At 69.1% G+C, this 14,816-nt stretch carries 14 protein-coding genes; 10 read left to right on the top strand and 4 right to left on the bottom strand.

Features of this window, described 5'->3' with window-relative positions; genetic code table 11:
- Window positions 1–125: 125 nt before the first annotated feature.
- Complete coding sequence (locus OH809_RS22090) at window positions 126–3,149, bottom strand: hypothetical protein (RefSeq protein WP_406515478.1); 3,024 nt, start codon at window positions 3,147–3,149, stop codon at window positions 126–128.
- A 532-nt stretch (window positions 3,150–3,681) separates the two neighbouring features.
- Here OH809_RS22090 and OH809_RS22085 point away from each other — a divergent pair.
- The 3 genes from OH809_RS22085 (at window position 3,682) to OH809_RS22075 (ending at window position 5,736) form a co-directional block, all read left to right on the top strand.
- Window positions 3,682–4,164: a tetratricopeptide repeat protein gene (locus tag OH809_RS22085; RefSeq protein WP_406420752.1), complete on the top strand. Its 483-nt coding sequence runs from the start codon at window positions 3,682–3,684 to the stop codon at window positions 4,162–4,164.
- Window positions 4,161–5,435 carry a glycosyltransferase gene (locus OH809_RS22080; RefSeq protein WP_406420753.1) on the top strand — a complete coding sequence of 425 codons (1,275 nt, stop codon included), beginning with the start codon at window positions 4,161–4,163 and terminating at the stop codon, window positions 5,433–5,435. Before OH809_RS22085 ends, OH809_RS22080 begins: the two co-directional genes overlap by 4 nt.
- 139 nt (window positions 5,436–5,574) lie before the next feature.
- The gene (locus OH809_RS22075) at window positions 5,575–5,736 is read left to right on the top strand and encodes a hypothetical protein (protein ID WP_406515477.1); all 162 of its coding nucleotides are present in this window, start codon (window positions 5,575–5,577) and stop codon (window positions 5,734–5,736) included.
- Between the two features lie 15 nt (window positions 5,737–5,751).
- On the opposite strand, the gene trpS is transcribed toward OH809_RS22075, so the two are convergent.
- Together trpS and OH809_RS22065 are read right to left on the bottom strand one after the other, a co-directional pair.
- On the bottom strand, window positions 5,752–6,810 hold the full coding sequence (trpS, locus tag OH809_RS22070; RefSeq protein WP_406515476.1) for a tryptophan--tRNA ligase: 1,059 nt from the start codon (window positions 6,808–6,810) through the stop codon (window positions 5,752–5,754).
- A gap of 340 nt (window positions 6,811–7,150) precedes the next feature.
- Complete coding sequence (locus OH809_RS22065; protein WP_234432866.1) at window positions 7,151–7,279, bottom strand: DUF6126 family protein; 129 nt, start codon at window positions 7,277–7,279, stop codon at window positions 7,151–7,153.
- Window positions 7,280–7,439: 160 nt separating this feature from the next.
- Between OH809_RS22065 and OH809_RS22060 the strand changes: the two genes are divergently transcribed.
- The 3 genes from OH809_RS22060 (at window position 7,440) to OH809_RS22050 (ending at window position 9,727) form a co-directional block, all read left to right on the top strand.
- Window positions 7,440–8,522 (top strand): LLM class flavin-dependent oxidoreductase, encoded by a 1,083-nt coding sequence (locus OH809_RS22060; RefSeq protein ID WP_037701859.1) that lies wholly within the window; start codon window positions 7,440–7,442, stop codon window positions 8,520–8,522.
- 6 nt (window positions 8,523–8,528) lie between these two features.
- A complete protein-coding gene (locus OH809_RS22055) occupies window positions 8,529–9,179 on the top strand; it encodes an FMN reductase (RefSeq protein WP_406420755.1) in 651 nt (216 codons plus the stop codon).
- 125 nt (window positions 9,180–9,304) lie between these two features.
- Window positions 9,305–9,727, top strand: coding sequence for a universal stress protein (locus OH809_RS22050; protein ID WP_406420756.1), 423 nt, complete (start codon window positions 9,305–9,307; stop codon window positions 9,725–9,727).
- Window positions 9,728–9,929: 202 nt separating this feature from the next.
- Here the strand turns inward: OH809_RS22050 and OH809_RS22045 are convergent, their stop codons facing one another.
- A complete protein-coding gene (locus tag OH809_RS22045) occupies window positions 9,930–10,331 on the bottom strand; it encodes a hypothetical protein (protein WP_406420757.1) in 402 nt (133 codons plus the stop codon).
- Window positions 10,332–10,448: 117 nt separating this feature from the next.
- Here OH809_RS22045 and OH809_RS22040 point away from each other — a divergent pair, with 117 nt between their 5' ends.
- From OH809_RS22040 to OH809_RS22025, 4 genes are all read left to right on the top strand, one after another.
- A complete protein-coding gene (locus OH809_RS22040; RefSeq protein ID WP_406420758.1) occupies window positions 10,449–11,336 on the top strand; it encodes a hypothetical protein in 888 nt (295 codons plus the stop codon).
- A gap of 134 nt (window positions 11,337–11,470) precedes the next feature.
- Window positions 11,471–12,415 carry an NADP-dependent oxidoreductase gene (locus tag OH809_RS22035; RefSeq protein WP_406420759.1) on the top strand — a complete coding sequence of 315 codons (945 nt, stop codon included), beginning with the start codon at window positions 11,471–11,473 and terminating at the stop codon, window positions 12,413–12,415.
- A 30-nt stretch (window positions 12,416–12,445) separates the two neighbouring features.
- A complete protein-coding gene (locus OH809_RS22030) occupies window positions 12,446–12,691 on the top strand; it encodes a DUF2630 family protein (protein ID WP_406420760.1) in 246 nt (81 codons plus the stop codon).
- A gap of 26 nt (window positions 12,692–12,717) precedes the next feature.
- The gene (locus tag OH809_RS22025) at window positions 12,718–14,694 is read left to right on the top strand and encodes an FUSC family protein (RefSeq protein WP_406420761.1); all 1,977 of its coding nucleotides are present in this window, start codon (window positions 12,718–12,720) and stop codon (window positions 14,692–14,694) included.
- Window positions 14,695–14,816: the final 122 nt, after the last annotated feature.

Below are 14,816 nucleotides of genomic sequence, written 5' to 3'. Positions count from 1 at the left end.
GTGGATCAATGCACGGCGAGTTGGCATGGCACACAACACGGTGGATGCATACTCAAACCATCCAACAAGCCAACGCGACATACCTGTGCGCGCCCAAGAATGTGCGCATGCCTGCGTATTCGCTTTCAGCTCTGCAGGAAGGTTCCGGTGTGAAACGTCAGTCGCTTCGCAGATCTTGGGTCCAAACCGTCACCATGCTTTCCGCAGCGGGGACACTTGGCCTGATCGTCAACGTAGCTTCGTCGACGGCCGCCATGGCCGACGTGATCGAAAAGCCCGCAGTCGATTACGCACTTGGGGCGCCAGGCCCGAATGGCGCCGTGAGCGCCGATCAGGGTTCCCGTACGTTGTCGACGGCCAATCGCGACGATGACGACGATTGGGGTTGGCGGGACAACGGCAACCCTCACAGGAACCGAGGCCCGCAGGGACGCCCGGGCGCCCGGGGCCCGCAAGGACGCCCGGGCGACACGGGCGCACGGGGTCCGCAGGGACACCCGGGCGACTCGCACGGACACCCAGGCAGACGAGGCCCCCAGGGCGCCACCGGAGCCACAGGAGCCACCGGAGCCACAGGACCCCAGGGCAACCAAGGCGACCAGGGCTTCCAAGGCGACCAGGGCTTCCAAGGCGCCACCGGAGCCACAGGACCCCAGGGCAACCAAGGCTTCCAGGGCGACCAGGGTCTCCAGGGCATCCAGGGCTTCCAAGGCGACCAGGGTCTCCAGGGCATCCAGGGCAACCAGGGCTTCCAAGGCGACCAGGGTCTCCAGGGCATCCAGGGCAACCAGGGCTTCCAAGGCGACCAGGGTCTCCAGGGCATCCAGGGCAACCAAGGTTTCCAGGGCGACACCGGCCTCCAGGGCAACCAAGGCAACCAAGGCAACCAGGGCTTCCAAGGCGACACCGGTCTCCAGGGCATCCAGGGCAACCAAGGCTTCCAAGGCGACACCGGCCTCCAGGGCAACCAAGGCAACCAAGGTTTCCAGGGCGACACCGGCCTCCAGGGCAACCAGGGCAACCAAGGCTTCCAAGGCGACACCGGTCTCCAGGGCAACCAGGGCAACCAGGGCTTCCAAGGCGACACCGGCCTCCAGGGCAACCAAGGCAACCAGGGCTTCCAAGGCGACACCGGCCTCCAGGGCAACCAAGGCAACCAAGGCTTCCAAGGCGACACCGGTCTCCAGGGCAACCAAGGCAACCAAGGCTTCCAGGGCGACACCGGCCTCCAGGGCAACCAAGGCAACCAAGGCTTCCAAGGCGACACCGGTCTCCAGGGCATCCAGGGCAACCAGGGCTTCCAGGGCGACACCGGTCTCCAGGGCATCCAGGGCAACCAAGGCTTCCAGGGCGACACCGGCCTCCAGGGCAACCAGGGCAACCAAGGTTTCCAGGGCGACACCGGCCTCCAGGGCAACCAAGGCAACCAAGGCTTCCAAGGCGACACCGGCCTCCAGGGCAACCAAGGCAACCAAGGCTTCCAAGGCGACACCGGTCTCCAGGGCATCCAGGGCAACCAGGGCTTCCAGGGCGACACCGGCCTCCAGGGCAACCAAGGCAACCAAGGTTTCCAGGGCGACACCGGCCTCCAGGGCAACCAAGGTTTCCAGGGCGACACCGGCCTCCAGGGCAACCAAGGCAACCAAGGCTTCCAAGGCGACACCGGCCTCCAGGGCAACCAAGGCAACCAGGGCGACACCGGTCTCCAGGGCAACCAAGGCAACCAGGGCTTCCAAGGCGACACCGGTCTCCAGGGCAACCAGGGCAACCAAGGTTTCCAGGGCGACACCGGTCTCCAGGGCAACCAAGGCAACCAAGGCAACCAGGGCTTCCAAGGCGACACCGGTCTCCAGGGCATCCAGGGCAACCAGGGCTTCCAAGGCGACACCGGTCTCCAGGGCATCCAGGGCAACCAGGGCTTCCAAGGCGACACCGGTCTCCAGGGCATCCAGGGCAACCAGGGCTTCCAAGGCGACACCGGCCTCCAGGGCATCCAGGGCAACCAAGGTTTCCAGGGCGACACCGGCCTCCAGGGCAACCAAGGCAACCAAGGCTTCCAAGGCGACACCGGCCTCCAGGGCAACCAAGGCAACCAAGGCTTCCAAGGCGACACCGGCCTCCAGGGCAACCAAGGCAACCAGGGTTTCCAGGGCGACACCGGCCTCCAGGGCAACCAAGGCAACCAAGGCAACCAGGGCTTCCAAGGCGACACCGGCCTCCAGGGCAACCAAGGTTTCCAGGGCGACACCGGCCTCCAGGGCAACCAAGGCAACCAGGGCTTCCAAGGCGACACCGGCCTCCAGGGCATCCAGGGCAACCAAGGTTTCCAGGGCGACACCGGCCTCCAGGGCAACCAAGGCAACCAAGGCAACCAGGGCTTCCAAGGCGACACCGGCCTCCAGGGCATCCAGGGCAACCAGGGCTTCCAAGGCGACACCGGTCTCCAGGGCATCCAGGGCAACCAGGGCTTCCAAGGCGACACCGGCCTCCAGGGCATCCAGGGCAACCAAGGTTTCCAGGGCGACACCGGCCTCCAGGGCAACCAAGGCAACCAAGGCTTCCAGGGCGACACCGGCCTCCAGGGCAACCAAGGCAACCAAGGCTTCCAAGGCGACACCGGCCTCCAGGGCATCCAGGGCAACCAAGGCTTCCAGGGCGACACCGGCCTCCAGGGCATCCAGGGCAACCAAGGTTTCCAGGGCGACACCGGCCTCCAGGGCATCCAGGGCAACCAGGGCTTCCAGGGCGACACCGGCCTCCAGGGCAACCAAGGCAACCAAGGCAACCAGGGCTTCCAAGGCGACACCGGCCTCCAGGGCAACCAAGGCAACCAAGGCAACCAGGGCTTCCAAGGCGACACCGGCCTCCAGGGCATCCAGGGCATCCAGGGCAACCAGGGCTTCCAGGGCGACACCGGCCTCCAGGGCAACCAAGGCAACCAAGGCTTCCAAGGCTTCCAGGGCAACCAAGGCTTCCAAGGCAACCAGGGCTTCCAAGGCGACACCGGCCTCCAGGGCATCCAGGGCAACCAGGGCTTCCAGGGCGACACCGGTCTCCAGGGCTTCCAGGGCATCACCGGAGACCAAGGAGCCCAGGGCCTCCAGGGCGACACCGGCTTCCAGGGACTCCAGGGCAACCAGGGCTTCCAAGGCGCCCCGGGCGCGAGCTCCGGGGCGCTGAGCCAGGTCCTCACGACTACCACCGCAACAGGCAACGTCGTTGTCTCGTGCCCCGCCAACACCTTCGCCATGGGCGGCGGGTACCAGGGCGTGACGACAGGCACCGTCGTCTACGACGGGCCTGTCGGGGGTTCTCCGGCCAGTGGCTGGCAGGTCACCACGGCCATTCCACAAACTGTCACCGGATACGTGGTCTGCGCACCGTGACCCCCGGGCCGTGAGCCCCCTGCTCGGCCGGCCGGGGCTCACGGCCAACTGTGCGGACGACGCCCCAGGGCGCCGTCCGCACAGCCACCCCGTACTTGGCCCTGTCGGCCGACTCAGTCGTGTTACCGAACCGGTGAGGTAGAGCCCCGTGAAAAAGCGAATGGGACTGTGGACCGGACTCGCAGCAACGGTCCTCGCCGCCAACGTGGTGGCCGGTTGGGTTCACCTGCCCACATCGGTCTCCATGACCACACCCAGGGCTGGGTCGGGGCCCACGGCCGAGTTCGTTCCGAAGGTGGAGCGACTGCTCCAAGCAGGCATCAAGCAGGGCGAGAACAAGGATTTTTCTGGGGCCACACGTAGCTTCAGACAGGTCCTGGACCTGGATCCTGCCAACAAACTCGCCTGGTACAACCTCGGCGTCATCGCCCAGAAAGACAAAAAGGCGGCCGACGCCCGCGCGGCTTACGACAAGGCGCTGAAGATCGATCCGGATTTCGAATCGGCCCTCTACAACAAGGCAATCCTGGTCGGGTCGAGCGACACCGATCAGACGATCGAGATCCTGCAGCACATCGTGGGCGCCAACCCGAAGGCCGCCACGGCCTATCTGCACCTTGGACAGGCCCTGACCAAGAAGGGCCGTGACGGCGAGGCCGAGGACGCCTTCGGCCTCGCCGTCCGTGCCGACCCTTCGCTCCGACAGCTCGTCCCGGAACAGTTCCGGAATCCCACGAGCCCAGCACCGACAGCCACTCAGGCAGGTACCAAAAGATGACTTCTCTTCCGACCCCGAAGTTCTCTGTCTTCACCCCCAGCCATCGACCGCGTTTCCTGGACGAATGCCTCGCGACCCTGCAGGCGCAGACCCGCTCCGACTGGGAGTGGGTCGTGCTCCTCAACAACGGCGCGCGCTGGCGGCCCGAACACCCCGACGACCGTGTCCGGGTAGAGATCGCGGACGACGTCACGGGCGTCGGAGCGGCCAAGCGCCGCGCCTGCGAACTGGCACGCGGAGAGATCCTCGTCGAACTCGACCACGACGACCTGCTGGCGAAGGACTGCCTGGCGGAACTGTCGGAGGCTTTCGACGAGCATCCCGACATCGTCTTCGTCTACAGCCATACCGCTCAGATCACCGAGGACGGAGGCCGGGAGGACTCGCGGTTCAACGAGGCGCACGGCTGGCAGTACGAGGAGGTAAATGTCGACGGTCGTCAGCTCCTGCAGGCCGTCTCCATGGCGCCGACGCCGCACAACATCTCGTACATCTGGTACGCCCCCAACCATGTGCGGGCGTTCCGTAGGAGCGCCTACGAGCAGGTCGGTGGGTACGATGCCACGCGCACGGTGCTGGACGACCAGGACTTGATGTGCCGTCTCTTTCAGGCGGGTGACTTCCACCTGATTCCCCGCTGCCTGTATCTGCAGCGGCAGCACCCTCACAACACCCAGCGCGATACCGAAATCAACGCGCACATCCAGCGCGAGACGGTCGCCCTGTACGACAAATATGTGGAGGTCAACGCGCTCGCCTGGACCAAGCGGCGCGGGCTCCTCGCGCTGGACCTCGGCGCCGCGCACCGCAAGCCACCCGGCTACCTGGGAGTGGACCAGTACCCGAGGGACGGCGTCGACATCGTCGCGACGCTGCCCGGGCGACTGGACCTCCCTGACGACTCGGTCGGTCTGCTCCGGGCGGTGGACTTCCTGGAGCACGTGCCTGCGAAGATTCCGCTGATCAACGAGCTGTACCGCCTGTTGGCCCCGGGCGGCATGCTCCTTTCCCGGACCCCGAGCTCCGATGGCAGGGGCGCCTACCAGGACCCGACGCATGTCGCCTATTACAACGAGAACTCGTTCTGGTACTACACCGACGAGCAGTACCGCGCCTTCGTACCGGAAATCCGGGCCCGGTTCCAGCGTTCACGGTTGGTCACCTACTTCCCGACCGACTGGCACACCAGGAACAACATCTCCTACGTACAGGCCAATCTGATCGCGATGAAGGACGGCGCCGAACGGTGCGGCGGTCTCCTGCTGGTGTGATGTCTTCCAGCGGGGGCGTGGACGCCCTGTCATACGGCGGAGGCCGGCGCAGCCGGCCTCCGCCGTATGGGTGCGGGGGCGAGGCGCGACCGTCGGACGAGCACCGCGCGCGGGTGGACCTGCTGACCGACGCCCCGGCATGGCCCAGGCCCTGCGGGTCGCGGGCCTCCCCCTGGAGGGCCGCCACCACAGCGGCGCCGACGACGCCTGGAACATCGCGGCACTGATCCTGGACGGGTCGACACGGAACGCCTGGCCCGAAGCCGGTCCGCCCGGGCCCGAGCCGGACCGGCTGCCGTGACCCGGCCGGGTTCCGCTACAGCACGCCCCCCATCACCCCCCGCACCTCCGCCAGCGTGGCCTCGGCGACGGCATTGGCTCGCTCGTTGCCGGTCCGCAGGACCGACCGTACGTACGCCATGTCCTGCGCGTACTCCGCCCGCCGCGCACGCACCGGCGCCAGCCGCTCGTTGACGGCGTCCGTCACGGTCCGCTTGAGCACTGCGCCACCGCCGTCTCCGATCTCCTCGGCGACCTCGTACGGGTCGCGGCCGAGGCAGAGCGCGGCGAGGAGGACGAGCCCCGACACTTCGGGACGGGTCTCCGGTTCGTAGGTGATGTGCCGGTCGGTGTCCGTCTTCGCCCCGCGGATCAGCCGGGCGGTCTCGTCGGCGGTGGCGCCGAGCGCGATGGAGTTGCCCCGGCTCTTGCTCATCTTGCCGCCGTCGGTGCCGAGCAGGAGGGGCGCGGCGGAGAGCAGGGCGTCCGGCTCCGGGAAGACCGTCCCGTACCGCTCGTTGAAGCGGCGGGCGATGCTCCGGGTCACTTCGAGGTGCGGCAGCTGGTCCTGCCCGACGGGGACGAGGTTGCCCTTGCAGAACAGGATGTCGGCGGCCTGATGCACCGGATACGTGAACATCAGCCCGCTGACGGCGGACTGCCGGGAGTGCGCGATCTCGTCCTTGACCGTGGGATTACGGTTCAGCTCGGCAACGGAGACGAGGCTGAGGAACGGTAGCATCAGCTGGTTCAGCGCGGGCACGGCACTGTGGTTGAAGATCGTGGTGCGGGCCGGGTCGATACCGATGGCCAGGTAGTCCAGCAGCATCCCCTCCATGTGCTCGGTGAGCCGGTCGGCGACGTCCCGGTCGGTGAGCACCTGGTAGTCGGCGATGATCACGAAGACGTCCACGCCGAGGTCCTGGAGCCGGACACGGTTGTGGAGGGTCCCGAAGTAGTGCCCGAGGTGCAGCACCCCGGTGGGCCGGTCCCCGGTCATCACCCGGAACCGCCCGGGATCCTGCTGGATCTGCTGCTCCAGCTCGGCACTGCGGCGCTGGGCGGGGGTGGTGACGGGTGTGGCGGCGATGGTCATGGTCTCTCCTCGCGGGTGCTGGTTGCGTGGAGGACGGCCCGCCGGGAGCGGCATCCGTACCCGTACGAGGGCAGAGAAGAGGGCCGTCCATGTCGAACGGCCCTGGTTCCGTGCAGATGAGGCGGCCGCTCCTAAGTGGAGCGCCACCAGTTTCGGCACGGTACGGAGGTCATGGGCCGAGTGTAACCCGGTCAAGCTCCGCCCACCCGGCCTCAGAGGAGCTCGCCGCCCCGCATGGCGCGAGGGGAACCATCGAATCCCGAGCCCACGGCGGTGGGGGTTCCTGCCGCAATCACGGCGAGGACCCTCGCGGCAGTCGGCGTTCCGCCCGGCGGGCGGCTCACTTGTGGGCGTGCTCGCCCACGTAGAACAGCAGATAGACGAAGCCCGCGAAGAGATGCGTGGCGAAGACGTAGACGAAGACGCGGAGCGCGACGCCGCGCTCCTTCCAGCTCTCGCTCTCGCTCACGTGCCCTGCCTCCTTCATCCCGGCGCGTTCCCTTCCTGTCTCGCCGTCCAGAGTACGCACCGCCGGAATCCGGCGGCGGAATAGGCAGAAGGGGTGCCCCGTTGTAGGGTGTGACTCAAGTAGTTCAAAGTTCAACCATTACCTCACGGAGGCGGGCGCCATGGAGTTCGGGATCTTCACCGTCGGAGACGTCACCACCGACCCCACCACCGGCAGGACGCCGACCGAGCACGAGCGGATCAAGGCGACCCTCGCGATCGCCCTGAAGGCCGAGGAAGTGGGCCTGGACGTCTTCGCGACCGGCGAGCACCACAACCCGCCGTTCGTCCCGTCCTCGCCGACGACCACGCTCGGCTACATCGCCGCCCGCACCGAGAACCTGATCCTGTCGACGTCCACGACGCTGATCACCACCAATGACCCGGTGAAGATCGCCGAGGACTACGCGACGCTGCAGCACCTCGCGGACGGCAGGGTCGACCTGATGATGGGGCGCGGCAACACGGGGCCGGTCTACCCGTGGTTCGGCAAGGACATCCGCCAGGGCATCCCGCTCGCCATCGAGAACTACGCCCTGCTGCACAAGCTGTGGCGGGAGGACGTCGTCGACTGGGAGGGCAGGTTCCGTACGCCCCTGCAGTCCTTCACCGCGACCCCGCGCCCGCTGGACGGCGTCCCGCCGTTCGTCTGGCACGGTTCCATCCGCTCCCCGGAGATCGCGGAGCAGGCCGCGTACTACGGCGACGGGTTCTTCCACAACAACATCTTCTGGCCCATCGAGCACACCAAGAAGATGGTGGACCTCTACCGGCAGCGGTACGCGCATTACGGGCACGGCACCGCCGAGCAGGCCATCGTCGGCCTCGGCGGCCAGGTGTTCATGCGGAAGAACTCGCAGGACGCGGTACGGGAGTTCCGCCCGTACTTCGACAACGCACCGGTCTACGGGCACGGGCCCTCCCTGGAGGACTTCTCGCAGCAGACGCCGCTGACCGTCGGCTCCCCGCAGGAGGTCATCGAACGGACCCTGTCGTTCCGTGACGCCGTCGGCGACTACCAGCGCCAGCTGTTCCTGATGGACCACGCGGGACTCCCGCTGAAGACGGTCCTGGAGCAGCTCGACATTCTCGGCGAGGAGGTCGTCCCGGTGCTGCGCAAGGAGTTCGCCAACATGCGGCCGGCCGGAGTGCCGGAATCCGCCCCCGTCCACCCGGCCGTCGCCGCCCGCACGAAGGAGATCTGACCCACCATGCAGAACGAGGCTCTGAAGATCGTCGCCGTGTCCGCAGGGCTGAGCCAGCCGTCGTCGACCCGGCTGCTGGCCGACCGGCTGGCGGCCGCCTCCCGGGAGCGGCTGGCCGCCGAGCAGGACCGGCCGGTGGAGGTCCGGGTGATCGAGCTGCGCGATCTGGCCGTCGACATCGCAAAACACCTGGTGACGGGGTTCCCGCCGCGGGCGCTGAGCGAGGCGATCGACGCGGTGACGGCGGCGGACGGCCTGATAGCCGTGTCGCCGGTCTTCACCGCCTCGTACAGCGGACTGTTCAAGTCGTTCTTCGACCTGATCGACAACACGGCGCTGACCGGTAAGCCCGTCCTCATCGCGGCGACCGGCGGTACCGGCCGGCACTCGCTCGTCCTGGAGCACGCGATGCGACCGCTCTTCGCCTACCTGCGGGCCTCCGTCGTACCGACGTCCGTGTACGCCGCGTCGGAGGACTGGGGCTCGTCCGGTGACGAGTACACCGAGGGGCTGCCGTCCCGGATCCGGCGCGCGGGCGGCGAACTCGCGGGGATGATCGCGGGCGGCCGGGCGGTCTCCGGGGCGTCCAGGGCACCGGGGCTCGACGACGAGGTGGTGCCGTTCGAGCAGCAACTCGCCGACCTGCGGCTGGACTGACCTGCCGTTGCCCGAGCGGGGTGGACCCACCCGGGGGCTTCTGTCCGGTTTGATTACAGTTACCCGTAAAGATGCACTGCGAGGTGTATCACGCAGATGTGAGCTGAACCGAGCTGGAGGCAGAGATGGGCAGGATCGTGGTGGGCGTGGACGGCTCCGAGTCGTCGATCAAGGCGCTGCACTGGGCCGTACGCCAGGCCGAGCTGACCGGTGACTCGGTGGAGGCCGTCAACAGCTGGGAGTACCCCGCGACCAGCTGGGCGTCCATGATGCCGGGTATGCCGGAGGACTTCGATCCGCAGGCCCTGGCGATCGTCTCGCTCACCGAGGCGCTGGAGGAGGCCCTCGGCGCCGAGGGCGCGGCCGCGGTCAGCAAGATCGTGGTGATCGGCAACCCGGCGCAGGCCCTGCTGGACCGCGCAAAAGGCGCGAACCTGCTGGTCGTCGGGGCACGCGGATACAGCGGCCTCAAGGCGACCCTGCTCGGCTCGGTCAGCCTCCATGTCACCCAGCACGCGCCGTGCCCGGTGACGGTCGTCCGCGACTGACCGAGTGAACTCGACGAACGAAAAGGAGGGGCGGTCCCGTTCGGGGCCGCCCCTCCTTGAATCCGCGGCGTCATTCGTGCGCGCCTCGCGTTCCACCGCTGACCTCCTCGTGCCGGACGGTCCCGCCCGGCCCCGCCGATGCTGGGGCTTCCCCGCGGAGAAGGTCAAGGACGAAGGAGGAAGGAAGAGACGGGGCACGGAGTCAGTCCTCCGTCACGTGGAACGCGTAGAAGGCGCACACCCACATTGCGGCTCCGGTCACCAGGGCCAGGACGGCGCACGCGAGCACGGTCTTGTCGGACAGGCTGTACAGGAAGCCGACCGACCCGCCGAACAGCACGCCGTACGCGGTGGCCTTGGTTCCCGTCGGCAGTCGCTTCTGTACCCGGCCGAGGCCGTAGCAGAGCACCGCCAGCACGGCGCCGGTGATCAGACCGAGCGCGAGCTGCGTGCCGGTGAGCACACCGCCGCCGCGCACGATGGACGTCGCCCACCAGCCCCCGATCACGCCCAGGGCGACGGGCATGGCCCAGCCGAGTGTGCTGGGGCGGTGGGTGCGCGCCCGCGCGCGCCGCCGCCTCGGCATCGAAGCGTGTGTCGTCATGGCCGAAGCTCCTTCCGTCACCCCGTTCCCTCCAGAGCACACCCGCCCGTGGGGCCCGGCAACTCGAATGGGGTACCGCCCGGAGCGCACCGCTGCCGTCCGGGATTCCCTTGAGGGGTGCGGACCTCTCTCTCGGTGGCGTTGTCGACGGTACTGGTTGTGCTGCTCGCCGTCCTCGTTCCGCTGAGTGCGCTGGCCGCATGGGTCGATCTGGAGATCGACAACACGGACCGGTACGTCGCCGCGGTGGAGCCGCTCGCCTCCGACCCCGATGTGCAGGCCATCGTGGCCGGTCTGATCACCGACGAGGCGATGAAGCAGATCGACGCCGGGCCACTCCAGGACACCGTGCGGGGCTTCCTGTACGAGGCGGTGCAGTCGTTCACCACCACCGATGCCTTCCGTACCGCTTGGGACGCCGCCAACCGCACCGCCCACAAGGCGGTCACCGCCGCGCTGAACGGGAACACCGGCGAGGCAGTGACCATCGATCTGGCGGCGGTGTCGGAGCAGGTCAAACAGAATCTGCTGGACAACGGGGTGCCGCTCGCCGACCGGATCCCGGTCCAGCACACCGAGATCACGCTGATCTCCGCCGACCGCGCCGACCAGCTGCGCCACACCTTCCGTCTGCTCCGGACCGGCAGCATCTGGCCCGCCATCGGGACCGTGCTGTTCGCTCTCGCGGCCGTGGCCGTCGCGGCGGTGCGCGGCCGCCCGGGACGCCGGGGCGCCGCCCTCGCCGCACTGACGTCCACGGCGCTCGTCGGGCTCGGATTCGCCCTCGGTGCGCTGGTGCTGCGCGCACTGATCGCGATTGCCCGGAACCGGGTGCTGGCCGGGGTGCCGGGCAGCGACCACGACGCGGCGGCAGCGGTGTACGACGCGCTGACGGCTTCGCTCCGTACGACGGTGTGGATCGTCCTCGGTACGGGGCTGGGGGTGGCGCTGTGTGCGGTGGTCGCGCGGGTGTGGGTGGGGCGGGGATCCACCGTACGGGCGTGATCCGGCCCGCCCGCCCGTGCACGCCGACTGAGCGCCGGGCGCCGCACCCGGTTCGACGTGCGGCGGCGCGCGGGCCGGGCAAGAGTGGTGTCCAGGACTGCGTGACCGTCGGGGTCGACTGAGAGGTCTTCCGTATGCGAGCCATAGCCGTCAGCGCGTTCCGGGCCGATCCTTCACTGATCGAGCTTCCCAAGCCGGATCCCCGGGCCGGCGAGGTGCGGGTGAAGATCATGTACGCCGCGCTCAACCCGTGCGACTGGCAGATCGCGGACAAGGCCCCGGAAGGGGCTGCGGAGCCGGTGTTCCCGCTGGTCGTCGGCGTGGACTATGCGGGCCGGGTGGACATGATCGGCAGCGGCGAGAACCGCTTCCGGGTCGGCGACGAGGTCTTCGGCCGGGTGAGCGGATCGCCGGCCGGCCCGGGCACGTACTGCGACTACGTGTCCGTCCCGCAGGACTCCGCGATCACCCTGGTCCCGGACGGTCTCCCGCTCCGGACCGCTGTGGCGCTGCCGTCCGCCGGGATGACCGCGGCGCAACTCCTGGAGACCGCGGTGCTCCGCGGCCACGAGAGTCTGCTCGTCATCGGGGCGGCGGGCGGCGTCGGCAGCTATCTGACCCAGCTCGCGTCCGCCCGGGACCTGCGCGTCATCGCCGCCGTGCGCGGCGACGAGCGCGGGCGGATGAGGGCGCTCGGCGCCACGGTCACGATCGACACGACGGCCCGTCCGCTCGAAGCGGCGGTACGGGAGGCGTGCCCGGAAGGCATCGATGCGCTCGTCGACCTGGTGTCCACCGCCCCGGACGGTTTCGTGGCGCATGCGGCGCTGGTGCGGGCCGGGGGTGTGGCCGTCTCCACGCGGGGCGTCGCCGGGCGGGCCGCCCTTCCCACCGGTGTCAGCGGTATCGACTTCCGCCTGGAGCCGACTCCCGTGCTGCTCGACGTCCTGGCGACGGGGGCCCTGGAGGGTGTCCTCAAGGTGCCCATCGACATCGAACTCCCGCTGGAGAAGGCCCCGCAGGCGCTCGACCGGAACCGCACGGGCGGCGCCCGCGGCAAGACCCTGTTCGTGCTCTGACCCGCGTTCGGAAATTCCGGAGGAGACGACATGGACGAGCAGGAGATCATCGACGACATCGGCGGGCTGATCTTTGAGGAGCGGACCCTTCGCAACCGCTCCACCCGGGAAATGGGCCTCTCCGCCGACGAGAAGTCCCGCCTGCGTACGGTGGAGGTCCAACTCGATCAGTGCTGGGACCTGCTGCGGCAGCGTCGCGCCCTCAGCGAGTTCGGCGACGACCCGAACACGGCGAGGGTCCGTTCCGCCGACGAAGTAGAGGGTTACCAGAGCTGACCGCACGTCATCGTAGGGGGAGCCCGTTGGCAGAGGCCGAGGCGGAACGGAAGCGTTCCGCACCACCGAGCTGGCTGCTGAGCGGGCTCCGTCCGCTGTCCGCTCCCATCCCGTGGGCCGCCGCCGTCCGCGCCTCCGTCGCCATGGCCGGACCGCTGGCCGTCGGCTTCGCGCTCGACCGGCCGGCCTACGGCGCGCTCGTCTCCATGGGCGCGCTCTCCGGTGTCATCGGCGACACCGCCGACGCGTACCGGATGCGGGTCCTGAACATCGCCGTGCCGCAGCTGTTCGGCGCGGTCGGCATCATGCTCGGCACGCTGGTCTACGGCACCGGCTGGGCGGCCGTCGCCGTGCTGACCGCCGTCGGGCTGGTCTCCGGGATGATGTCGACGATCGGCGCGGTCGCTTCCGTGTCCGGGCTGCTGCTCCTGCTCAACTCGGTCGTCGGAGCCGGACTGCCCCTGCCGGCTCCCTGGTGGGTGGCGCCGCTGCTGCTGACGCTCGGCGGACTGTTCGTACTCGCCCTGACGCTGCTGGCCTGGCCGATGCGGCGGAAACTGCCGGAGCGGGTCGCAGTCGCGGACACGTACCTCGCGGTCGCCGATCTGCTGGCCGCCGCGGGCACCGACGCGTACGAGAAGCGGCGGCAGGCGGTCACCCAGTCGCTGAACACCTCGTACGACCTGATCCTCGCCCGCCGGGCCCGCTACCACGGGCGCAGCGGCGCGATGGTGCGGCTGCTCGCCCAGCTCAACGTGGTCATCCCGCTCGTCGAGGCGGCGCCCGCGGTGCATGTGCGGCGGCACCGGCTGCCCGACGCGATCCCGGCGGCGGTACGCGAACTGGCGGTGGCCGTCGAGGAGAGCCGCACCGGTGGCGCCGAACCGGAGCTGCCCGCGCCCGGCTCGCCCGCCACCCGGGCCGTGGACAGCGCGCTGCGCCACGCGGCGGCCGTCGTGCACAACGCCGACGTCGATCCGTACAACGTCGACGACCGGCTCGGACGCCCCGCCGCGCTGGGGGTACGGATGCGACGGGCTGCCCGGGCCGTGCTGCTCTCCGGAACGTCCTGGCGGTACGGGCTGCGGCTGGCCCTCTGCATCGGCCTGGCCCAGGCGCTGACCTCGCTGGTCTCCGTGGACCGCTCCTACTGGGTGGCGCTGACCGTCACGTTCGTGCTGAAGCCGGACTTCGGCTCGGTCTTCTCGCGTGCGGTGCTGCGCGCCGTGGGCACGGCGGCCGGTCTCGTCATCGCCACGCCGATCCTCACCGCGGTGCCGATCGGATGGTGGGACGTCCTCGTGATGGTGGTGCTGGCCGCGCTGATCCCGGCGTTCACGGCCAAGGGATACGCATTCCAGACCGCGGCCGTCACGCCGGTCATCCTGCTGCTGTCCGACGTGCTGAACCACAAGGGCGTCGCCCTGGTCGAGCCGCGGCTGGTGGACAGTCTCCTCGGCTGCGCGATCGTGCTCGTGGCGGGCTATCTGCTGTGGCCGGAGAGCTGGCACACCCGGATCGGACACCGGCTCGCGAACGCGGTCACGGACATCGCCGACTATGTGGCGTACGCCTTCGACCCGGGCAGTGGGGGTGGCGGGGGCGAGCGGATCTCCCCCGTCGACCAGGCGGAACGGGTACGGGCGCGGCGCCGCATCTACCGCGATCTGTCCTCCGTACGGTCCGAGTTCCAGCGCGCCCTGACGGAACCGCCCCCGGTCGGCACCCGGGCCGCCGCCTGGTGGCCCCTGGTCGTCGCGGTCGAGCGGATCGTGGACGCGGCGACGGCGGCACGGGTCCGGGTCGACCACGGTGCACCGGAACCGGCGCCCGAGGAAGTGGCCGAGATCCAGCAGCAGCTCCGGCAACTGGCGGAGGGGCTGCGGGCGAGCGAGGACCTGGTGAGCGTACGGACCGAGCTGCCGGGCGACGAGAAAGGGGTACTGGGGCCGCTGCGCCAGGAGGTCGCGGCGGCCCGGGCGATCGCCTCACCGCAGCCTTAGACCGACCGGCAATTGGGGGCGGCGTCGTGCGGCTTCGATGGCAAGGCGGAGGACTGAGTCGACGCGGAGCGTCGGTGACCGACGACAACGCCGCAAGCAAAGTCGCAGGGCGTCGGGAGCCC

This window comes from Streptomyces sp. NBC_00873, from assembly GCF_045207415.1.
Lineage (GTDB): Bacteria > Actinomycetota > Actinomycetes > Streptomycetales > Streptomycetaceae > Streptomyces.
Note: the sequence above shows the minus strand (reverse complement) of the source record. Positions and strands in the feature narration are given on the sequence as shown.